The organism is Cellulomonas sp. NPDC057328, from assembly GCF_042667215.1.
GTDB lineage: Bacteria > Actinomycetota > Actinomycetes > Actinomycetales > Cellulomonadaceae > Cellulomonas.
Map to the genome: position 1 here is coordinate 1 of NZ_JBHUZW010000046.1, position 21,857 is coordinate 21,857.

General features: G+C 73.0%; 18 protein-coding genes. 14 read left to right on the top strand and 4 right to left on the bottom strand.

The window, feature by feature from the left end:
• Nucleotides 1–67: 67 nt before the first annotated feature.
• A complete protein-coding gene (locus ACFUMH_RS10170; protein WP_378204272.1) occupies nucleotides 68–892 on the bottom strand; it encodes a class I SAM-dependent methyltransferase in 825 nt (274 codons plus the stop codon).
• 143 nt (nucleotides 893–1,035) lie between these two features.
• On the opposite strand from ACFUMH_RS10170, the gene ACFUMH_RS10175 reads away from it, so the two are divergent.
• The 12 genes from ACFUMH_RS10175 to ACFUMH_RS10230 all read left to right on the top strand — a co-directional run bounded on the left by ACFUMH_RS10175 (nucleotide 1,036) and on the right by ACFUMH_RS10230 (nucleotide 15,731).
• Nucleotides 1,036–2,691, top strand: a complete 1,656-nt coding sequence (locus ACFUMH_RS10175) for an ABC transporter substrate-binding protein (RefSeq protein ID WP_378204334.1) — start codon at nucleotides 1,036–1,038, stop codon at nucleotides 2,689–2,691.
• A gap of 16 nt (nucleotides 2,692–2,707) precedes the next feature.
• Nucleotides 2,708–3,712 carry an ABC transporter permease gene (locus ACFUMH_RS10180; protein ID WP_378204275.1) on the top strand — a complete coding sequence of 335 codons (1,005 nt, stop codon included), beginning with the start codon at nucleotides 2,708–2,710 and terminating at the stop codon, nucleotides 3,710–3,712.
• The gene (locus ACFUMH_RS10185; RefSeq protein WP_378204278.1) at nucleotides 3,709–4,650 is read left to right on the top strand and encodes an ABC transporter permease; all 942 of its coding nucleotides are present in this window, start codon (nucleotides 3,709–3,711) and stop codon (nucleotides 4,648–4,650) included. Before ACFUMH_RS10180 ends, ACFUMH_RS10185 begins: the two co-directional genes overlap by 4 nt.
• 1 nt (nucleotide 4,651) lies before the next feature.
• Nucleotides 4,652–6,385 carry an ABC transporter ATP-binding protein gene (locus ACFUMH_RS10190; RefSeq protein WP_378204280.1) on the top strand — a complete coding sequence of 578 codons (1,734 nt, stop codon included), beginning with the start codon at nucleotides 4,652–4,654 and terminating at the stop codon, nucleotides 6,383–6,385.
• A 157-nt stretch (nucleotides 6,386–6,542) separates the two neighbouring features.
• Entirely contained in the window at nucleotides 6,543–7,568 is a 1,026-nt protein-coding gene (locus ACFUMH_RS10195) for a 6-phosphofructokinase (protein WP_378204283.1), read from the top strand.
• Nucleotides 7,569–7,773: 205 nt separating this feature from the next.
• On the top strand, nucleotides 7,774–9,270 hold the full coding sequence (rpsA, locus tag ACFUMH_RS10200; protein WP_378204286.1) for a 30S ribosomal protein S1: 1,497 nt from the start codon (nucleotides 7,774–7,776) through the stop codon (nucleotides 9,268–9,270).
• 167 nt (nucleotides 9,271–9,437) lie between these two features.
• Nucleotides 9,438–10,067 (top strand): dephospho-CoA kinase, encoded by a 630-nt coding sequence (coaE, locus tag ACFUMH_RS10205; RefSeq protein ID WP_378204289.1) that lies wholly within the window; start codon nucleotides 9,438–9,440, stop codon nucleotides 10,065–10,067.
• 253 nt (nucleotides 10,068–10,320) lie between these two features.
• Nucleotides 10,321–10,770: a hypothetical protein gene (locus ACFUMH_RS10210; protein ID WP_378204292.1), complete on the top strand. Its 450-nt coding sequence runs from the start codon at nucleotides 10,321–10,323 to the stop codon at nucleotides 10,768–10,770.
• Nucleotides 10,771–10,860: 90 nt separating this feature from the next.
• On the top strand, nucleotides 10,861–12,966 hold the full coding sequence (gene uvrB, locus ACFUMH_RS10215) for an excinuclease ABC subunit UvrB (protein WP_378204294.1): 2,106 nt from the start codon (nucleotides 10,861–10,863) through the stop codon (nucleotides 12,964–12,966).
• Between the two features lie 18 nt (nucleotides 12,967–12,984).
• Nucleotides 12,985–13,422, top strand: a complete 438-nt coding sequence (locus ACFUMH_RS10220; protein WP_378204297.1) for a VOC family protein — start codon at nucleotides 12,985–12,987, stop codon at nucleotides 13,420–13,422.
• Between the two features lie 207 nt (nucleotides 13,423–13,629).
• Nucleotides 13,630–14,727, top strand: coding sequence for a TerC family protein (locus tag ACFUMH_RS10225; RefSeq protein WP_378204300.1), 1,098 nt, complete (start codon nucleotides 13,630–13,632; stop codon nucleotides 14,725–14,727).
• Nucleotides 14,724–15,731, top strand: coding sequence for a TerC family protein (locus tag ACFUMH_RS10230; RefSeq protein WP_378204303.1), 1,008 nt, complete (start codon nucleotides 14,724–14,726; stop codon nucleotides 15,729–15,731). Before ACFUMH_RS10225 ends, ACFUMH_RS10230 begins: the two co-directional genes overlap by 4 nt.
• Nucleotides 15,732–15,782: 51 nt before the next feature.
• Here ACFUMH_RS10230 and ACFUMH_RS10235 read toward each other — a convergent pair whose 3' ends face one another.
• Nucleotides 15,783–16,076 carry a YciI family protein gene (locus ACFUMH_RS10235; RefSeq protein ID WP_378204306.1) on the bottom strand — a complete coding sequence of 98 codons (294 nt, stop codon included), beginning with the start codon at nucleotides 16,074–16,076 and terminating at the stop codon, nucleotides 15,783–15,785.
• Between the two features lie 110 nt (nucleotides 16,077–16,186).
• Here ACFUMH_RS10235 and ACFUMH_RS10240 point away from each other — a divergent pair, with 110 nt between their 5' ends.
• The gene (locus ACFUMH_RS10240) at nucleotides 16,187–17,350 is read left to right on the top strand and encodes an acyl-CoA dehydrogenase family protein (RefSeq protein ID WP_378204308.1); all 1,164 of its coding nucleotides are present in this window, start codon (nucleotides 16,187–16,189) and stop codon (nucleotides 17,348–17,350) included.
• A 22-nt stretch (nucleotides 17,351–17,372) separates the two neighbouring features.
• Here ACFUMH_RS10240 and ACFUMH_RS10245 read toward each other — a convergent pair whose 3' ends face one another.
• Entirely contained in the window at nucleotides 17,373–18,080 is a 708-nt protein-coding gene (locus ACFUMH_RS10245) for an MBL fold metallo-hydrolase (RefSeq protein ID WP_378204311.1), read from the bottom strand.
• Nucleotides 18,081–18,314: 234 nt separating this feature from the next.
• On the opposite strand from ACFUMH_RS10245, the gene uvrA reads away from it, so the two are divergent.
• Complete coding sequence (gene uvrA / locus ACFUMH_RS10250) at nucleotides 18,315–21,182, top strand: excinuclease ABC subunit UvrA (protein WP_378204314.1); 2,868 nt, start codon at nucleotides 18,315–18,317, stop codon at nucleotides 21,180–21,182.
• Between the two features lie 144 nt (nucleotides 21,183–21,326).
• Here uvrA and ACFUMH_RS10255 read toward each other — a convergent pair whose 3' ends face one another.
• Nucleotides 21,327–21,836 (bottom strand): OsmC family protein, encoded by a 510-nt coding sequence (locus ACFUMH_RS10255; RefSeq protein ID WP_378204317.1) that lies wholly within the window; start codon nucleotides 21,834–21,836, stop codon nucleotides 21,327–21,329.
• Nucleotides 21,837–21,857: the final 21 nt, after the last annotated feature.

Consider the following 21,857-nt stretch of genomic DNA (forward strand, 5'->3'; position numbering starts at 1 on the left):
CAGGCCCCGCGCCGCGGGGCGGGCGGACCTGCGTCGGCAGCGGCCCTCCGCGTCGCGCGGACGAGCCTCAGCGACCCGGCAGGTGCGTGACGAGGATCGCGGTGCCCGGCAGCAGGGCACCGCGCACCGGCCCCCACCCGCCCCACACGCGGTCGTGCCCGTCCGGCCACTCCGGCTCGACGAGGCGGTCCAGCACGAACCCCGCCCCGACGACGTCGGCGACGTGGTCGCCGAGCGTGCGGTGGTACTCGGCGTACAGGACGCGGCCGTCGGCGGCCTGCTCGACGTAGGGCCGCCGGTCGAAGTAGGAGCGCGTGGCGGTGAGCCCGGCGGGGCCAGGGTCGTCCGGGAACGCCCAGCGCACCGGGTGCGTCACGGAGAACACCCAGCGACCGCCCGGCCGCAGCACGCGCGCGACCTCCGCGTGCACGCGGTGCGCGTCCGGCACGAACGGCAGCGCGCCGAACGCGGTGAACGCGACGTCGAACGTGGCGTCGGCGAACGGCAGGGCCCGGGCGTCCGCCTGCACGAGCGGGACGGGTACGCCGCTCGCCCGGTCGCCGGCGGCACCGGCGGCGAGCATCCCGTGCGACACGTCGGTCGCGACGGCGTGCGCGCCGGCGGCGGCGAGCCACCGCGTGCCCTGCGCGGCCCCGGCGCCGACCTCGAGCACGCGCGCCCCGGCGACGTCGCCGAGCAGGCGCGCCTCGGACTCGCGCAGCCCCTCCGGGCACCAGAGCAGGTCGGCCTCGCCGAGGAAGTCGCCGTGCTCGGCGAGGTAGTCTCCGGCGTTCGCGTCCCACCAGCGGCGGGCGGCCCGGCCGCCCTCCGCGTCCGGGACGTCCCGGAAACCGGCTTCGGCCAGCGTGTCGTCCGCGGATTCGTCGTGCACGCGTCCAGTCTGTCCGATGCGGAATCCGTACCAGTGCGTAACAACGGCGTGACAACGCACACCTAGCGTTCGCCGGGTCCCGCGAGGCGCGACGACCGTCGCGCCCGTCAGAGAGGTGGCAATCAGTGAAGACCAGGTGGCAGATGGTCGCCGGTGGCGTCGTGGTGGGGCTCGCCCTCACCGCCTGCGCCGCGAGCGACCGCGACTCCGGCGGCGGCGCCACGGACGGCGCGACCGGCGAGGGCCGCAGCACGTTCATCTTCGCGGCGTCGTCCGACCCCGCATCGCTGGACCCCGCCTTCGCGAACGACGGCGAGTCGTTCCGCGTCGCACGGCAGATCTTCGAGGGCCTCGTCGGCACCGAGCCCGGCACGGCCGACCCGGCCCCGCTGCTGGCCGAGTCGTGGGAGAGCAGCGAGGACGGGCTGACGTACACGTTCGACCTCAAGGAGGGCGTGACCTTCCACGACGGCACGCCGTTCGACGGCGAGGCGGTCTGCTTCAACTTCGAGCGGTGGAACAACTTCACCGGCGTCGCGCAGTCCGAGTCGCTCACGTACTACTGGCAGAAGGTCAACGGCGGCTTCGCGACGAGCGACGTGCCGGAGCTGAACGGCACGGGCAAGTACGAGTCGTGCGAGGCCCCCGACGCGACGACCGCGGTCGTCACGCTGAAGAGCCCGCTGCCCGAGCTCGTGGCCGCGCTGTCCCTGCCGTCGTTCTCGATGCAGTCGCCCACGGCGCTGGCGGAGTACGACGCCGACAACGTGACCGGCGAGGGCGACACGCCCACGCTGCCCGAGTACGCGACCGCGCACCCGACCGGCACCGGCCCCTACCGGTTCGAGTCGTGGAGCCCGGGCGAGGAGGTCGTGCTCACGGCGAACGAGGACTACTGGGGCGAGCAGGGCCAGGTGCGCCGCATCGTCTTCCCGGTGATCTCGGACGCCACGGCGCGCCGCCAGGCGCTGCAGGCCGGCGACATCGACGGCTACGACCTCGTGGGCCCGGCGGACGTCGTCGCGCTGGAGGAGGCCGGGTTCCAGATCGTCAACCGCGACCCCTTCAACGTGCTGTACCTCGGCATGAACCAGGCCAACCCCGAACTGGCCGACGTGCGCGTGCGCCAGGCGATCGCCCACGCGATCAACAAGGAGGCGCTCGTCGCGCAGACGCTGCCCGAGGGCACGGAGGTCGCGACGAACTTCGTGCCGCCGGCCGTGTCGGGCTGGAACGAGGACGTCGCGACGTACGACTACGACCCGGACCGCGCGAAGGCGCTCCTGGCCGAGGCGGGCAAGTCGGACCTGACGATCGACTTCAACTACCCGACCAACGTCTCGCGTCCGTACATGCCGACCCCGGAGCAGGTCTTCACGGCGATCGAGGCGGACCTCGAGGCCGTCGGCATCACGGTCAACCCGGTCCCGGCCCCGTGGAGCCCGGACTACCTCGACACGATCCAGGGCGGGTCCGAGCACGGCCTGCACCTGCTCGGCTGGACCGGCGACTACAACGACACGTACAACTTCATCGGCGTGTTCTTCGGCGGCAAGTCCAACGAGTGGGGCTTCGACAACCCGGAGCTGTTCCAGGCGATCGGCGACGCGCGCTACGTGGCGGACGTCGACGAGCAGCGGACGGCGTACGAGGAGGCCAACGCCGCGATCATGGAGTTCCTGCCGGGCGTCCCGCTGGCCCACCCCGTCCCGTCGCTGGCGTTCAAGGCCGACGTCCACGGCTACCCCGCCTCGCCCGTGCAGGACGAGGTCTACAACGTCGTCACCCTCGGCGACTGAGGAGCACCACGTACCGATGACCCGACTCGTCCTCCGACGGCTCGCCCTGCTCGTCCCGACACTCGTCGGGTTGTCGATCCTGCTGTTCCTGTGGGTGCGCGCCCTCCCGGGAGGGCCGGCGACGGCTCTCCTGGGGGAGCGCGCCACCCCGGAGGCGGTGGAGCGGATCAACGAGCTCTACGGCTTCGACCGACCCCTGCCCGAGCAGTACGTCACCTGGCTCGGCCAGCTGCTGCAGGGCAACTTCGGGGTCTCCACCCGGACCAACCGGCCCGTGCTCGAGGAGTTCCTCGCGCGCTTCCCGGCGACCATCGAGCTGTCCCTCGTGGCGCTGCTCGTCGCGGTCGGCGTGGGGATCCCGCTCGGCTACCTGGCCGCGCGGCACCAGGGCCGGACCGTCGACCACGCCGCGGTGGTCGTCTCGCTGCTCGGCGTGACGATCCCCGTGTTCTTCCTGGCGTTCCTGCTCAAGTGGCTGTTCGCGGTCCAGCTCGGGTGGTTCCCGTCCTCCGGACGGCAGGACCCCGCGATGATCGCGACGCACCCCACGGGGTTCTACGTGCTCGACGGGCTGATGACCCGTGAGTGGGACGCCGCGTGGGACGCCTTCCTGCACCTGCTGCTGCCGGCGGTCGCGCTCGGGTCGATCCCGCTCGCGATCATCGCGCGCATCACGCGCGCCTCCGTCATCGACGTGCAGCACGCCGACTACGTGCGCACCGCGCGCGCCAAGGGCCTCGCGCCCGGGCACCTGCGCCGCCGCGTGATCCTGCACAACGCGATGCTGCCGGTGTCCACCACGATCGGCCTGCAGGTCGGTCTGCTGCTGTCGGGGGCGGTGCTCACCGAGACGGTGTTCGCCTTCCCGGGCATCGGCAAGTTCCTGTCCGACGCGATCTTCGCCCTCGACTACGCCGTGCTGCAGGGCTTCATCCTGCTCATCGCCGTGGTCTACGCGCTGGTGAACCTCGCGGTGGACGTCTCGTACGGACTGATCGACCCGAGGATGAGGGCACGATGAGCGCACCCGAGGTGTACGAGGTCCCGCAGCCGGCGGTCGACGCCGGCGACGGGCTCGCGGAGGACCGCCGCGCCGGCGAGGCGCTCTGGCGCGTCGCGGCGCGCAGGCTCGTGCGCAACCCCGGGGCGATCGTGGGCGCCGTCATCGTCGTCGCGTTCGTGCTGGTTGCGCTGCTCGCGCCGCTGCTCGCCCCGTACGGCGCGGGCGAGCTGCCCGGGCGCGCGGACGTGCGCCCGACGTTCATCCCCGGCCCGTCGGCGGACCACCCGCTCGGGCTCGACCGGTACGGCGCCGACGTGCTGTCCCAGCTCATCTGGGGCGCGCGCGCGTCCCTGCTCATCGGCGTCCTGTCGACGCTGCTGGGCCTGGCCGGCGGCATGCTCGTCGGCCTCGTGGCGGGCGCGTTCGGCGGCTGGGTCGACTCGGTCGCGATGCGGTTCGTCGACCTGATGCTGGCCGTGCCGAGCCTGCTGCTCGCGGTGTCGATCGCGGCCGTCGCGGGCCAGACCCCGTCGTCCGTCGTCATCGCGATCGGCGTCGTGCAGGTGCCGGTCTTCGCGCGCCTGCTGCGCGGGTCGATGCTGGCCCAGCGCGGGTCCGACTACGTGCTCGCGGCCCGCTCGCTGGGGCTGTCCCGGCGCACGGTGACGATGAGCCACGTGCTGCCCAACAGCGTGTCGCCCGTCATCGTGCAGGCGACGCTGCTGCTCGCGACCGCGGTCATCGAGGCCGCCGCGCTGTCCTTCCTCGGCCTGGGCGGCGGGTCGCCGACCACCGCCGAGTGGGGGCGCATGCTCGTCGCCGCGCAGAACGAGCTCGAGATCGCCCCGCGCCTCGCGCTCCTGCCCGGCATCTGCATCTCGGTGACGGCCCTGGGCTTCACCCTGTTCGGCGAGGCGCTGCGCGAGGCCCTCGACCCGCGTTCGAGGAGGCGCTGACGTGACGAGCACGAGCACGACCCCCGGCGCCCCCGCGGGCGCACCCCTGCTGAGCATCCGCGACCTCGAGGTGACGTTCCGCACCGAGGCCGGCAGTGCCGTCGCCGTGCGCGGCGCGTCGTTCGACGTGCACGCCGGGCAGACCGTCGCGGTCGTCGGCGAGTCCGGGTCCGGCAAGTCGACGACGGCCGCGGCCGTCATCGGGCTGCTCGCCGGCAACGGCTCGGTGACCGGCGGGCAGATCCTGTTCGACGGGGAGGACCTGGCCACGCTCGGCGCGGACGCGATGCACCGGCTGCGCGGATCCCGCATCGGCATGGTCCCCCAGGACCCGATGTCGAACCTCAACCCCGTGCGGCGCGTGGGGCACCAGATCGACGAGACGCTCGTGGACAACGCGGTCGTCCCGGGCCGCGCCGTGCGCGCGCGCACGGTGGAGCTGCTCGAGGAGGCCGGGCTGCCGGACGCGCAGCGGCGCGCCCAGCAGTACCCGCACGAGTTCTCCGGCGGCATGCGGCAGCGGGCGCTGATCGCGATGGGCCTCGCGGCGCGCCCGCAGCTGCTCATCGCGGACGAGCCGACGTCGGCGCTCGACGTCACCGTGCAGCGCACGATCCTCGACGGGCTCACCGACCTGACCGACCGGCTCGGCGTCGCGGTGCTGCTCATCACGCACGACCTCGGGCTGGCCGCCGAGCGCGCCGACCGGATCGTCGTCATGTACCGCGGCGAGGTCGTCGAGGAGGGGCCTGCGCGGCAGCTGCTCACCGACCCGCAGCACGAGTACACGCGCCGGCTCATCGCGGCGGCGCCGTCGCTCGCGTCACGCCGCGCGGAGCTCGCGCGCGCGGGCACCGCGGTCGCGGTGAGCGAGGCGGACGACCTGCTCGCCACGCCCGCCGGCCACGGCGACGCGCCGGCCGACGAGCGCCCGATCGTCGAGGTCGAGCACGTCACGAAGGTCTTCCGGCTGCGCGGCAAGGGCCTGCTCGGCCGCTCGACCGACTTCACCGCGGTCGACGACGTCAGCTTCGTCATCCCGCGCGGCCGCACGGTCGCGGTGGTGGGGGAGTCGGGGTCGGGCAAGTCCACGGTCGCGAAGATGATGCTGGGCCTGCTGCCGCCCACGTCGGGGGCGATCCGGTTCGACGGCGTCGACGTGACCGGCAAGGACCGCGCCGCCGAGGTGGCGTTCCGCCGGCGCGTGCAGCCGATCTTCCAGGACCCGTACGCGTCGCTCGACCCGCTGTTCACGATCTACCGGACGATCGAGGAGCCGCTGCGCGCGCACGGCATCGGGGACGGCGCGTCGCGGCGCGCCCGCGTGCGCGAGCTCATGGAGCAGGTCGCCCTGCCGGCCGACCTGCTGCGCCGCTACCCGGCGGAGCTCTCCGGCGGGCAGCGGCAGCGCGTCGCGATCGCGCGGGCTCTCGCGCTGGAGCCCGAGCTCGTGGTGTGCGACGAGGCCGTGTCGGCGCTCGACGTCATCGTGCAGTCGCAGATCCTGCGGCTCCTCGTCGAGCTGCAGGAGCGGCTCGGGCTGTCGTACCTGTTCATCAGCCACGACCTCGCGGTGGTGCGGCAGATCGCGGACGAGGTGTGCGTGATGCAGTCCGGCCGGCTCGTGGAGCAGGGCACCGTCGAGGAGGTCTTCGAGGCGCCGCGGACCGGGTACACGCGCACGCTCCTCGACGCGATCCCGGGGCGCGACCTGGACCTGGGCCGGACCGCCTGACCCGTCCCCGGTCGCGCCGCGCCCGTCCGCGCCGGACGGCGTGCACGCGGCGCGACCGGGACCGAAGGCGCACGTCGGGGCGTCGCGCGCTCGCTAGTCTGACCGCGGCGCGGCGACGTGGCGCGCCGCCCCACCCCCTGACGAGGAGCTCAACAGCGTGCGAGTCGGTCTGCTCACCGGCGGCGGAGACGTGCCCGGTCTCAACGCCGCCATCCGTGCCGTCGTGAAGCGCGGGGAGGGCGAGCACGGGCACTCGATCATCGGGTTCCGCAACGGATGGAAGGGCGTCGTCGACGGCGACGTCATGCCGCTGACGCGCCAGCACATCCGCAACGTGCTGCCCGTCGGCGGCACGCTGCTCGGCACGGCCCGCTACCACCCGCACGCCGCGGACGGCGGCCTCGACGCGGCGCTCGCGACCCTCGAGGCGGAGCGCATCGAGGCGCTCATCTGCATCGGCGGCGACGGCACGCTGCACGCGGCCAGCAAGATCGCCGAGGCGGGCGTGAAGATCGTCGGCATCCCGAAGACGATCGACAACGACGTGTGGGGGACCGACGCGTCCATCGGGTTCGACACCGCGGTGAGCATCGCCACCGAGGCGATCGACCGCGTGCACACGACCGCGGAGTCGCACAACCGCGTGATGATCGTCGAGGTCATGGGCCGGCACGCCGGCTGGATCGCCGTGACGTCGGGCATCGCCGGCGGGGCCGAGCTCGTGCTGGCGCCCGAGGAGCCGTTCGACATCGACCGCGTCGAGCGGTTCCTCAAGCACCGCCACCGGGCCCACGCGAGCTTCTCGATCCTCGTCGTCGCGGAGGGCGCGGTGCCCGCGGAGGGCACGTCGATGCACTACGAGACGCAGGTCGGGCAGTTCGGCGAGATCGTGGCCGGCGCCATCGGCGAGCGCCTCAAGGGCGAGCTCGAGCGGCGCACGGGCTTCGACACGCGCGTCACCGTGCTCGGCCACACGCAGCGCGGCGGCACGCCGACGGCCGCCGACCGGATCCTCGCGTCGCGGTTCGGCGTCGCGGCCATCGACGCGATCGACTCCGGCACGACGGACGTGATGACGGCGGTGCGCGGCGAGCGCGTCGAGCTCGTGCCGATCGCCGAGATCGCCGGCCGGGTCAAGCGCGTGCCGCAGGACCTGCTGCAGGTCGCCCGCGCGCTCGCCTGACGGCGACCGGCGTCTTTGCCTGCACCCACGTCCACCGATAGGGTGGACGGCGGTGCCGCGCGCCTTCGCCCAGGTCCCGGGGAGTTCCTCCCGGGAACAGCCGGGCGGGGGACGTGGTTGACCGTCTCGACACCGCACGCACGCGCGCGGTGCCACCCCTCCCATGCCCGTACTACTTCCTGTCCGCAACGGAGCCCACCACTACATGAGCATCTCCACCCCCGCGAAGCCCGCCACGCCGCAGGTCGCGGTGAACGACATCGGTTCGGCCGAGGACTTCCTGGCTGCGATCGACGCCACCATCAAGTACTTCAACGACGGTGACATCGTCGAGGGCACGATCGTCAAGGTCGACCGCGACGAGGTCCTCCTCGACATCGGCTACAAGACCGAGGGCGTCATCCCGTCCCGGGAGCTGTCGATCAAGCACGACGTCGACCCGGGCGAGGTCGTCCAGGTCGGCGACCAGGTCGAGGCCCTTGTCCTCCAGAAGGAGGACAAGGAGGGCCGGCTGATCCTGTCCAAGAAGCGGGCGCAGTACGAGCGCGCGTGGGGCACGATCGAGAAGATCAAGGAGGAGGACGGCGTCGTCACCGGCACCGTCATCGAGGTCGTCAAGGGCGGCCTCATCCTCGACATCGGTCTGCGCGGCTTCCTGCCCGCCTCGCTCGTCGAGATGCGCCGTGTCCGCGACCTCCAGCCGTACGTCGGCAAGGAGATCGAGGCCAAGATCATCGAGCTCGACAAGAACCGCAACAACGTCGTGCTGTCGCGCCGTGCGTGGCTCGAGCAGACGCAGTCCGAGGTCCGCTCCACCTTCCTGCAGACGCTGCAGAAGGGCCAGGTGCGCCCCGGTGTCGTCTCGTCGATCGTCAACTTCGGTGCGTTCGTCGACCTGGGCGGCGTGGACGGCCTCGTGCACGTCTCCGAGCTGTCCTGGAAGCACATCGACCACCCCTCCGAGGTCGTCGAGGTCGGCCAGGAGGTCACGGTCGAGGTGCTCGAGGTCGACTTCGACCGTGAGCGCGTCTCCCTGTCGCTGAAGGCGACGCAGGAGGACCCGTGGCAGGCGTTCGCCCGGACGCACGCCATCGGCCAGGTCGTGCCCGGCAAGGTCACCAAGCTCGTCCCGTTCGGTGCGTTCGTGCGCGTCGAGGACGGCATCGAGGGCCTCGTGCACATCTCCGAGCTCGCCGTGCGTCACGTCGAGATCCCGGAGCAGGTCGTGCAGGTCGGCGACGACGTCTTCGTCAAGGTCATCGACATCGACCTCGAGCGTCGCCGCATCTCGCTGTCGCTGAAGCAGGCGAACGAGGGCTTCGACCCCGAGTCGGACGACTTCGACCCCGCGCTGTACGGCATGGCGGCCGAGTACGACGAGCAGGGCAACTACAAGTACCCCGAGGGCTTCGACCCGACCACGAACGAGTGGCTCGAGGGCTTCGAGGCGCAGCGCGAGGCGTGGGAGGCCCAGTACGCGGCCGCGCACGAGCGCTGGGAGGCCCACCGCAAGCAGGTCTCCGAGGCGAACCGTGCGGACGCCGAGGCGACGACCGAGGGTGCGACGAGCGCGTCCTCCTCGTCGTCCTCGTCGGCCGGCCCGGTGCCGTCGACGTACTCGTCGTCGACCGAGGAGGCCACCGGCACCCTCGCGTCGGACGAGGCGCTCGCCGCGCTCCGCGAGAAGCTCACGGGCAACTGACGCACGCGGGCTCCCGCCCGCGGCATCACACGACGGCCGGTCACCCCTCGGGGTGGCCGGCCGTCGGCGTCCCGGGCTTCGCGCGACGGGCCGCGAGGGTGGGCGCGCGCCGGGGGTCGGACCGGACGGCGGTCGCGTCCGGGCGCGCCGGGCACCACGATGGTGACGTGCAGCGCATCGGTCTGACGGGTGGCATCGCGGCGGGCAAGTCGGTGGCGTCGCGGCGGCTCGCCGCGTGCGGCGCGGTCGTCGTCGACCACGACGTGCTCGCGCGGGAGGCGGTCGCGCCCGGGTCCGCCGGGCTCGCGGCGGTCGTCGCCGAGTTCGGGCCGGGCGTGCTCGACGCCGCCGGCGCCCTGGACCGGCCGGCGCTCGCGCGGGTGGTGTTCGCCGACCCCGCGGCGCGCGCCCGCCTCGACGCCGTCGTGCACCCCGTCGTGCGCCGGCTCGCCGCCGAGCGGGAGGCGGCGGCCGCGGTGGCCGACCCCGGTGCCGTCGTGGTGCACGACATCCCGCTGCTCGTGGAGACCGGGCAGGCCGGCCGGTTCCAGCTCGTGGTCGTGGTGCACGCGCCGGCCGTGCTCCGCGTCGAGCGGCTCGTGCGGCTGCGGGGGATGCCGCGGCCGGACGCCGAGGCGCGGGTGGCCGCGCAGGCCCGGGACGAGGAGCGGCTGGCCGTGGCCGACGTCGTCCTCGACGGGGCGGGCGGCGACGCGGACCTCGAGCGCCAGGTGGACGACCTCTGGGCGCGCCTCGTCGCGGAGCGCGACGCCGAGCGCGCGGGGGAGCGGCCCTGAGCCGTGCGACGCGGGTCCGGGCGGCCGTGGCCGCGCGGCCGGGCCGATGCCTCCACCGCGTGCGGGGCCGGGACCGGCGTCCGTCACCCGCCCGGGTGTGCCGCCGGGCGCCGCGGTGGGCCGAGCGGGTGAAGGGCGGCCCGTCGCACGCGTGCACACGCTCCCACGCGTCGATGAGGGTCACGGCGCAGAGCAGCGCCCCCCGCGCGCACGTGGACGGTGCGCGAGGAGGTGAAGATCCCCGGGAGGGACCATGGCGCTCCAGGCGATCGGGACGCACGGGTGGGAGGCGCGCCCGGTGCAGTCGAAGGCGTCGGTGTCGTTGGCGACGGGCGTGCTGACGGCGACGCAGGTGCTGGACCTCGCGGCGCAGGCCGCCGCGGCGGTCGAGGACGCGCAGGGGTGGGTGCGCCCGCTCGAGCGGGACGCCAACCGGCTGCGGCTCGTCGTGCGCGACCTGACGCGGGACGACAACGAGGCGGTCCTGCACTTCGACGTCGAGGTGGACCGCGCCGTCGGGCGGGTGACCGCCCGCACGGTGATCCAGAGCTTCGTGCTCAAGCAGTCGGCCGTCTCGGCGCTCGTGCCCGTGACGAAGCGGAAGATCGCCGGCTTCACGGCGTACCGCTCGTTCATGCAGCGGTACGCCGCGATGATCGGCGACGCGGACCCCGGCGCGCACGTGTCGTACAGCGGGGACTGACGCGCGCGGTGCGGGACGGCCCGTACGCCCTCGGCGGACGCCGGGGCGGACGGGCCGCCCGTGTCGGTGGTCGGTCGTACCGTGGACGCCATGCGCCCCGTGACCGACCTGCAGCGGACCGTCGCGCCGTTCGAGGTGGTGTCGGAGTACACCCCGAGCGGCGACCAGCCCACCGCCATCGCCCAGCTCGCCGAGCGCGTGCAGGCCGGCGAGAAGGACGTCGTCCTGCTCGGCGCGACCGGCACGGGCAAGTCGGCGACCACCGCGTGGCTCATCGAGAAGCTGCAGCGGCCGACGCTCGTGATGGCGCCCAACAAGACCCTGGCGGCACAGCTCGCGACGGAGTTCCGCGAGCTGCTGCCCAACAACGCGGTCGAGTACTTCGTGTCGTACTACGACTACTACCAGCCCGAGGCGTACATCGCGCAGACGGACACGTACATCGAGAAGGACTCCTCGATCAACGAGGAGGTCGAGCGCCTGCGGCACTCCGCGACGAGCTCCCTGCTCACGCGGCGCGACGTGGTCGTGGTCGCGTCCGTGTCCTGCATCTACGGGCTCGGCACGCCGCAGGAGTACGTCGACCGGATGGTCACGCTCAACGTCGGCGACGTCGTGGACCGCGACCTGCTGCTGCGGCAGTTCGTCACGATGCAGTACTCCCGCAACGACATGGCGTTCACGCGCGGCACGTTCCGGGTGCGCGGCGACACGGTCGAGATCATCCCCGTGTACGAGGAGCTCGCGATCCGGATCGAGTTCTTCGGCGACGAGATCGAGGCGATCGCGACGCTGCACCCGCTGACCGGCGACGTCGTGCGTGTCGAGCAGCAGGTGCACGTCTTCCCGGCGACGCACTACGTGGCCGGTCCGGAGCGCATGGAGCGCGCGATCGGCGGCATCGAGGCGGAGCTCGAGCAGCGCCTGGCGGAGCTCGAGCGGCAGAACAAGCTGCTCGAGGCGCAGCGCCTGCAGATGAGGACGACGTACGACATCGAGATGATGCGGCAGGTCGGCTCGTGCTCCGGCATCGAGAACTACTCCCGGCACATCGACGGGCGCGCGCCGGGCTCGGCGCCGAACACGCTGCTCGACTACTTCCCCGAGGACTTCCTGCTCGTCATCGACGAGTCGCACGTGACGGTGCCGCAGATCGGCGCCATGTTCGAGGGCGACATGTCCCGCAAGCGCGCGCTCGTGGACCACGGCTTCCGCCTGCCGAGCGCGACGGACAACCGCCCGCTGCGCTGGGAGGAGTTCGTCGAGCGGATCGGGCAGACGGTGTACCTGTCGGCCACGCCCGGCAGCTACGAGCTGTCCATGTCCGACGGCGTCGTCGAGCAGATCATCCGGCCGACCGGTCTCGTCGACCCCGAGGTCGTCGTGAAGCCGACGCAGGGGCAGATCGACGACCTCCTCGGCGAGATCCGCGACCGGGTCGACCGCGACGAGCGCGTCCTCGTGACGACCCTGACCAAGAAGATGGCCGAGGACCTCACGGACTACCTGCTCGAGAAGGACGTCCGGGTCCGGTACCTGCACTCGGAGGTCGACACGCTGCGCCGTGTGGAGCTGCTGCGCGAGCTGCGGATGGGCCAGTACGACGTGCTCGTCGGCATCAACCTGCTGCGCGAGGGTCTCGACCTGCCCGAGGTGTCGCTCGTCGCGATCCTCGACGCCGACAAGGAGGGGTTCCTGCGCTCGGGGACCTCTCTCATCCAGACCATCGGCCGTGCCGCCCGCAACGTCTCGGGGCAGGTGCACATGTACGCCGACCGGATCACGCCGGCCATGGCCAGCGCGATCGACGAGACGAACCGCCGGCGCGAGCGGCAGGTCGCGTACAACCGCGAGCACGGGATCGACCCGCAGCCGCTGCGCAAGCGGATCAACGACATCACCGACCTGCTCGCCCGTGAGGACGCGGACACGGCCGAGCTCCTCGGCGGCGCGGGCCGCCAGTCGAGCCGCGGCAAGGCACCGGTGCCGGGCCTCGGCTCGCGCGGCGCCCCGACGGACGAGCGCACGCGGCTCGTCGGTGCGGCCGCCGGCGAGCTCGCGGACCTCATCCAGCAGCTCACGGACCAGATGCACGCGGCGGCGGCGGAGCTGCAGTTCGAGCTCGCGGCGCGGCTCCGCGACGAGATCTCGGGGCTCAAGAAGGAGCTCCGGCAGATGCACGCCGCCACCGCCTGACCGCGACCGGGAGGACCGATGGACCGCAGGTTGCAGCTCACGTTCGACGCGCACGACCCCCGGGCGCTCGGGAGCTTCTGGGCCCACGTCCTCGGGTACGTCGAGGAGGCGCCGCCCGCCGGCTTCGACGACTGGGAGTCCGCGCTGCGCGCCTGGGGCATGCCGGAGGAGCGCTGGAACGACGGGTACGCGATCGTGGACCCCGCCGGCGAGGGACCGCGGATCTTCCTGCAGCGCGTGCCGGAGGGGAAGACGGCGAAGAACCGGATGCACCTCGACGTCGGGCTGCCCGGCGGCGGCCCGCGCGGTGCCGAGCCCGACCGCGACGCCGTGCGCGCGCGTGCCCGCGCGCTGGCGGACCTCGGCGGCCGCGTGGTGCAGGAGTTCGACGAGCCGGGGTCCGGCTTCTGGGTCGTCATGCTCGACCCGGAGGGCAACGAGTTCTGCCTCGTCTGAGGCCGCTCCGGGGCGGTGTCCCCGACCGGCACCTATGATGGTCGGCGGAGGGGAGTACTCCCCACGACGTCATCGTCATCACGGTCGCCAGCGTTGCCGGCCCGGTGCGTCGGCTGCGTCGCACGTCCTCGGGCCCGATCGGTCCCGCGCGTGCGCCGGCGGAAGAGACCTCCGGTCATCCGTCGTCCCGATCGAGAGGTCTGTCCTGTGGACGTTCCCGGCTGGGTGTGGGCCATCACGGTCGGCGCCATCCTGCTCATGCTCGCCGTCGACTACGTCGGTCACGTGCGGTCCCCGCACGAGCCGACGCTGCGCGAGTCGGCGTGGTGGTCCGCCGGCTATGTCGGCATCGCCCTGCTCTTCGGCGTCGTCGTGTGGGCCGCCGCCGGCAGCACGTACGGCGGCGAGTACTTCGCCGGATACATCACGGAGAAGAGCCTGTCGATCGACAACCTCTTCGTGTTCGTGCTGATCATGGCGAGCTTCCGCGTGCCGCGGCTGTACCAGCAGAAGGTGCTGCTCATCGGCATCACGATCGCGCTCGTGCTGCGCACCATCTTCATCTTCGTCGGCGCCGCCTTCATCGAGCGGTTCAGCGCGATCTTCTACCTCTTCGGCGCGTTCCTGCTGTACACGGCGTGGGCGCAGATCCGCTCCGGCAGGGAGGACGAGGGCGAGTACGAGGAGAACGCCGTCCTGCGCCTGACGCGGCGGGTGTTCCGCACGACCGACGACTACGTCGAGGACAAGATGGTCGTCCGGCGCGACGGGCAGCGGCTCATCACGCCGATGCTCATCGTCATGGTCGCGATCGGCACGGCCGACATCATCTTCGCCGTCGACTCGATCCCGGCGATCTTCGGCCTGACGCAGGAGACGTACCTCGTCTTCGCGGCGAACGCGTTCTCCCTGCTCGGTCTGCGCCAGCTGTTCTTCCTCATCGACGGGCTGCTCGACAAGCTCGTCTACCTGTCGTACGGCCTCGGTGCCATCCTCGGGTTCATCGGCGTCAAGCTGGTGATCCACGCGCTGCACACCAACGAGCTGCCGTTCATCAACGGCGGCGAGCACGTCACGGCCGTCCCGGAGATCTCGACGCCCGTGTCCCTCGGCTTCATCCTCCTCACGCTCCTCGTGACGACGGTCCTCTCCCTGCGCCGGACGCGGCTCGACGCCACGGCGAGCGCGCTGGAGCACGCGTCGACGCAGGAGGCACGTCTCGGCGCCCACCTCGACGCGCCGGTCGACGGCCCGGCGGACCCGCACGTCGACGCGCCCGCCGAGCGGCAGGAGCCGCGCGCGTGACGCACGAGCTGCCGGTGGTGTTCGAGGTCGCGTCGCTCGTCGCCGTCGTCGGCATCCTGCTGGTCGACCTCGCGATCGTCCGGCGCCGGCCGCACGTGCCGTCGACGCGGGAGAGCGTGACGTGGGTGGCGGTCTACGTCGGCCTCGCGCTGGCGTTCGCGGGCCTGCTCGCCTTCGTCGGCGGCTCCGCCCCGGCCGGGGAGTTCGTGGCGGGCTGGCTCACCGAGTACAGCCTGTCGGTCGACAACCTCTTCGTCTTCCTGCTGATCATGTCGAGCTTCGCCGTGCCGCGGGAGCAGCAGCAGCGCGTGCTCATGGTCGGCATCGTCGTGGCGCTCGTCCTGCGGGCCGCGTTCATCCTGGCCGGTGCGGCGATCATCGAGCGGAACACGTGGGTCTTCTACCTGTTCGGCGCGTTCCTCGTGTACACGGCCGTCAAGCTGCTGCGGGAGGGCGGCGCTGGTGACGAGGAGTACGAGGAGAACGCGCTGGTCCGGGGCGTGCGCCGCGTGCTGCCCATGTCGCCGACGTACGACGGCGGCAACGTGCGCACGGTGCACCAGGGGCGCCGCGTCTTCACGCCGCTGCTCGTCGTGTTCCTCGCGATCGGCACGACGGACCTGCTCTTCGCGTTCGACTCGATCCCCGCGATCTTCGGTCTCACGCACGACCCGTTCATCGTGTTCACGGCGAACGTGTTCGCCCTCATGGGCCTGCGCCAGCTGTACTTCCTGCTCGGCGGGCTGCTCGACCGTCTCGTCTACCTCCCGTACGGGCTGGCGGCGATCCTCGCGTTCATCGGGGGCAAGCTCGTGCTCGAGGCGCTGGCGACCAACTCGGTGCCGTTCCTCAACGGCGGGCGGCCCGTCACCTGGGCCCCCGAGGTGCCGACGTGGCTCTCGCTCGTCGTCATCGCGGCGGCCCTGCTGACGGCCACGGCGGCGAGCCTGCTCGCGTCGCGACGTACCGGTCCACGTGCCGTGGAGCCGGCCGACGAGGTGTGAGACCGGTGGGGCGCCCGCGGGGGTGCCCCACCGTCCGCCGGCCGCCCGCGGTCAGGCGTCGGCCGCCCAGGGGCCGAGCACGAGCTGCCACGTGCGGACCTCGGTCGCGGCGACGAGCCCCTCGCGCGCGAACGGGTCCTGCGCCAGCAGGTCGCGCAGCGCCCCGTCGTCACCGGCGCGCAGGACGAGCAGCGCACCCGGCGTCGCGTCGTCCGCGAACGGGCCGGACCCGAGCAGCGTCCCGGCCTCCGCGAGGCCGGCCAGCCACGCGCGGTGCTCGGGCCGCACGGCGTCGCGGACGTCGGCGCGGTCGTCGTAGGTGTAGCGGACGGCGAAGGTCGTCATGGGCGTCATCCTGCCGCAGGTGAGGCGCACCACGACCGGCCGACCGGCGCCGGCTGCGTCGGGGCCCGGTGGCAGAGTGGGCGCATGACCTCGACGACGGGCGGTGGCCGATGACCCGGTCCCTGCGCACCCTGCTGACCGACGACCTCCTGGCGCGGGTGCACGCCCGCGCCGACGCGCACGACCGGGACAACACGTTCCCGCACGAGGACCTCGCCGACCTCGTGGCCGCGGGCTACCTGACCGCCTTCGTGCCCGAGCGGCTCGGCGGTGCCGGTCTCACGCTGGAGGAGGTCGCGCGCGAGCAGGTCCGGCTCGCCGCCGCGGCGCCGGCGACGGCCCTCGCGGTCAACATGCACCTCGTCGTCACGGGTCTCGCGGCCCTCCTCGCCGCGCGGGGCGACGACTCGGTCGAGTTCGTCCTGCGGGACGCCGCCGCGGGCGAGGTCTTCGCGTTCGGCAACTCCGAGGCCGGCAACGACCTCGTGATGTTCGCGTCCCGCACGCGGGCCGAGCCGTCTGGGGACGGCGGCTACCGCTACTCCGGCACGAAGATCTTCACGTCGCTGTCCCCGGTGTGGACGCGGCTCGCCACGTTCGGCCTCGACGACTCCGACCCGGACGACCCGCGGCTCGTGCACGGCGTCGTGTCCCGCGCCGACGGCGGCGTCACGACGAAGGACGACTGGGACACGCTCGGCATGCGGGCGACGCAGTCGGCGACGACGGTGCTCGAGGGTGCGTACGCCCCGGCGGACCGCGTGTACCGGCGGCTGCCGGTGGGCCCGAGCGCCGACCCGTTCATGTTCGCGCTCTTCGCCGTCTTCGAGGTGCTGCTCGCGGCCGTGTACACCGGCGTCGGCCGGCGTGCGCTCGAGCTGGGCGTCGCGCACGCACGGCGCCGCACGTCGATGAAGCACGGCGGCCGCAGCTACGCGCAGGACCCCGACATCCGGTGGAAGGTGGCCGACGCGGCGCTCGCGCAGGACGGCGCCGAGCTCCAGGTCTTCGCCCTCGCGCGGGACGTGGACGAGCAGGCCGACCACGGCAGCCGCTGGTTCGCGCAGCTCGTCGGCGTCAAGGTGCGCGCCACGGAGACCGCGCGCGACGTGGTCGACCTCGCGCTGCGGGTGTCGGGCGGCGGCGCGTACTTCACGGGGAGCGAGCTGGCGCGGCTCTACCGCGACGTGCTCGCCGGCATGTACCACCCGTCGGACGACGAGTCGGCGCACGCGACGGTGGCCGCGTCGGTCCTCGGGCCGCCGGAGGACTGAGCCGCGGGGCGCCGCGGGTGTCTCACCAGCCCCGCGCCCGCCACTCGGCGAGGTGCGGGCGCTCGGCGCCCAGCGTGGTGTCGGCGCCGTGCCCCGGGTACACCCAGGTGTCGTCGCCGAAGCGGTCGAAGACGCGCTCGACGACGTCGGCGTACAGCCGCGCGAACCGCTCGGCGTCGCCGCCCGTCGCGCCGAGGCCGCCCGGGAACAGGCTGTCGCCGGTGAAGAGGTGGACCCGGTGCGGCACGGCGTCCGGCGCCGTGGCCCGTTCGGGCTCGCGCAGCGCCAGCGCGACCGAGCCGGGCGTGTGCCCGCGCAGCGCGACGACCTCGAGCACGAGGTGCCCGACCGTCAGCGTGTCGCCGTGCACGAGCCGCCGGGGGACCGGTCGGTCGAGGGCGGCCGCGATCGCGTCCGCGTCGTCCGCGCCCGCCGCGAGCGTCGCGCCGGTCACGGCCTCGACCGACGCCAGGGCGCTGAGGTGGTCGGCGTGCCGGTGCGTCGTCACCACGACGTCGAGACGGGCCGAGCCCGAGCCCTCGCGCACGAGCGCGAGCAGCCGGTCCGGGTCGGCGGCGGCGTCGACGAGCAGCTGGGCGCCCGAGCGGCGGCACGTGACCAGGTAGGCGTTGTTGCCGCCGGGGCCTACGGCCGCCTTGCGGATCTCCGCGTCCTCGAGGACGCGGACGTCGCTGGGCCCACCCGCCCGCACGTCACCGGTGTACGTCATCTGCGTCCTCCCGACCGGCCGCGCTCGTCGCCCGGCGGCAGGTCCCGGGCGGGGTCGTGTGGCCCCATCCTTCCCGCGACCGCACCGCGCCGCCCGGCGAGCGGAGGCGTCCGCAGGCGGACGGGACCGGCGCGCCCGGCCCGTCCGCCACGTCGCGGGAGGGAGTGTTCCCGTCGCCGGCGTGACGTCGAACACGTGTGCGATTGTCGGTGGTCGCACGTAGAGTGGTCCGCTGTGAACGATCGCCTGGTGGTCCGCGGTGCGCGGGAGCACAACCTGCGGAACGTCGACCTCGACCTGCCCCGTGACGCCCTCATCGCGTTCACGGGCCTGTCGGGTTCCGGCAAGTCGTCCCTCGCCTTCGACACGATCTTCGCCGAGGGGCAGCGCCGGTACGTCGAGTCGTTGTCCGCGTACGCGCGCCAGTTCCTCGGCCAGATGGACAAGCCCGACGTCGACTTCATCGAGGGGCTCTCGCCCGCGGTGTCGATCGACCAGAAGTCGACCAACCGGAACCCGCGGTCGACCGTCGGCACCATCACCGAGGTCTACGACTACCTGCGCCTACTCTTCGCGCGCGCGGGCACGCAGCACTGCCCCGTCTGCGGGGAGCGCGTGACGGCGCAGACGCCGCAGCAGATCGTCGACCGGCTGCTCGAGCTCCCCGAGGGCACGCGCTACCAGGTGCTCGCGCCGGTGGTCCGCGGGCGCAAGGGCGAGTACTCCGAGCTGTTCCGCGAGCTGCAGGGCAAGGGCTTCTCGCGCGCACGGGTCGACGGCGAGGTGGTCCAGCTCGCGACGCCGCCGACGCTGGAGAAGAAGCTCAAGCACGACATCGAGGTGGTCGTCGACCGGCTCGTGTCGCGGGAGGGCGTCCAGCGCCGGCTCACCGACTCGGTCGAGACCGCGCTGCAGCTCGCGGGCGGTCTGCTCGTCGTCGAGCTGGTCGACGCCGACGCGGACGACCCCGAGCGCGAGCGCCGGTTCTCCGAGAACCGCGCCTGCCCCAACGACCACGTCCTGACGCTCGACGAGATCGAGCCGCGCACGTTCTCCTTCAACGCGCCCTACGGCGCGTGCCCGGAGTGCACCGGCATCGGCTCGCGGCTCGAGGTGGACCCGGACCTCGTCATCCCCGACGACGAGCTGTCGCTCGCGCAGGGTGCGGTGGCACCGTGGTCGCAGGTGTCGTCGGAGTACTTCACGCGCGTGCTCACCGCGCTCGCGCAGGACATGGGCTTCTCGATGGACACGCCCTGGCGTGCCCTGCCCAAGCGCGCGAAGGACGCGGTGCTGCACGGCGAGAACCACGAGGTGAAGGTCCGCTACCGCAACCGCTGGGGCCGCGAGCGGACGTACTCCACCGGCTTCGAGGGCGTCCTGACGTTCCTCGAGCGCCGCCACTCCGAGACCGAGTCCGAGTGGAGCAAGGAGAAGTACGAGGCCTACATGCGCGAGGTCCCGTGCCCGGTGTGCAAGGGCGCGCGGCTCAAGCCCGAGGTGCTCGCGGTGAAGGTCGGCGGCCGCTCGATCGCCGAGGTGTGCGACCTGCCGATCAACGAGGCGCGGGTGTTCCTCGACCAGCTGGAGCTGGGCGAGCGCGAGCGCGCCATCGCGGCGCAGGTGCTCAAGGAGATCCAGGCGCGGCTCGGGTTCCTCCTCGACGTCGGGCTGGACTACCTCTCGCTCATGCGCCCCGCCGGCACCCTGTCCGGCGGCGAGGCGCAGCGCATCCGGCTCGCGACGCAGATCGGCTCGGGTCTCGTCGGGGTGCTCTACGTCCTCGACGAGCCGTCGATCGGGCTGCACCAGCGGGACAACCGGCGCCTGATCGACACGCTGACGCGCCTGCGCGACCTCGGCAACACCCTCATCGTCGTCGAGCACGACGAGGACACGATCCGCACCGCCGACTGGATCGTCGACATCGGCCCGGGCGCCGGCGAGCACGGCGGGCACGTCGTCCACTCCGGCGACCTGAAGGGGCTCCTCGCGTCGCGCGAGTCGATGACGGGCGCCTACCTGTCGGGCCGGCGCTCGATCGGGACGCCCGCGACGCGGCGGCCGGTCGACCCGTCCCGGAAGGTCACGGTCGTCGGCGCCCGCGAGCACAACCTGCGCGGCATCGACGTGTCGTTCCCGCTGGGCACGCTCACGGCCGTGACCGGCGTGTCGGGCTCGGGCAAGTCGACGCTCGTGAACTCGATCCTCTACACGGTCATGGCGAACGAGCTGAACGGTGCCCGTCAGGTCGCGGGCCGGCACCGCCGCGTGACCGGGCTCGAGCACCTCGACAAGGTCGTGCACGTCGACCAGGGGCCCATCGGACGCACGCCGCGGTCGAACCCCGCGACCTACACCGGCGTGTGGGACCACGTCCGCCGCCTGTTCGCGGAGACGTCCGAGGCGAAGGTGCGCGGCTACACCCCCGGACGCTTCTCCTTCAACGTCAAGGGCGGGCGCTGCGAGGCCTGCTCGGGCGACGGCACGCTGAAGATCGAGATGAACTTCCTTCCGGACGTGTACGTCCCGTGCGAGGTGTGCCACGGCGCCCGGTACAACCGCGAGACGCTCGAGGTCCACTTCAAGGGCAAGACGGTCGCGGACGTCCTCGACATGCCCATCGCCGAGGCGGCCGAGTTCTTCGCCGCCGTGCCGGCGATCGCGCGCCACCTGCGCACGCTCGTCGACGTCGGGCTGGGGTACGTGCGCCTCGGTCAGCCGGCGCCGACGCTGTCGGGCGGCGAGGCGCAGCGGGTGAAGCTGGCGGCGGAGCTGCAGCGGCGCTCGACGGGCCGGACGGTGTACGTGCTCGACGAGCCGACCACCGGCCTGCACTTCGAGGACATCCGCAAGCTGCTGGGCGTGCTCCAGACGCTCGTCGACAAGGGCAACTCGGTCATCGTCATCGAGCACAACCTCGACGTGATCAAGAACGCCGACTGGGTGATCGACATGGGGCCCGAGGGTGGCAGCGGCGGCGGCATGGTCGTGGCGGAGGGCACGCCCGAGCACGTCGCGGGCGTCGAGGCCAGCCACACCGGCCGGTTCCTCGCCGAGGTCCTCGAGGCGGAGCGGGAGCCCGTCGCCGCGAACGCCTGAGGCGCCGCGCTCCGGAGCGGCCCGTCGGACGAGGCGGCGTCGGGCGTCGCCCACGCGGGTCGGGTCAGGCGGCGTCGGGCGTCGCCCGCGCGGGTGAGGTCAGGCGGTGCCGGGCGTCGCCCGCGCGGGTCAGGTGTCCGCGGGTCAGGCGTCCGCGGGGCCGTGCGTCACCGGTGCGGGCTCCTGCCGCACGGGGAAGTTGACCGAGCGGGCGATGAAGCAGTGCTCGTGCGCCGCGCGGTGCACCTCCGCCAGCACCGCGTCGGTGACCGCGCCGCCGTCGGGCAGCGTCGTGCCGGCCAGCACCCGCACCTGCGGGCGCAGCACGACCTCGGTGAACTGGCCGTGCCCCGCCGCCTCCACGCGCATGGCGCCCGTCGGGTGGTCGGCGTAGCCCACGACGACCACGCCGCGCTGCGCCGCCAGGTGCAGGAACCACAGCATGTGGCACTGCGCCAGCGCCCCGACGAGCAGCTCCTCGGGCGACCACAGCCCGGCGTCCCCGCGGAACGCGGGGTCCGAGGACCCCGGGACCGGCGGCTTGCCCGGTGCCGAGAGCGTGTGCTCCCGCCCGTACGAGGTGTACGAGGCGGTGCCGGCCGCGCCCGCTCCCGTCCACCGCAGGTCGACCGAGTACGTGTGCATCGGGGGCATGCGGCCACCCTACGAGTGAGG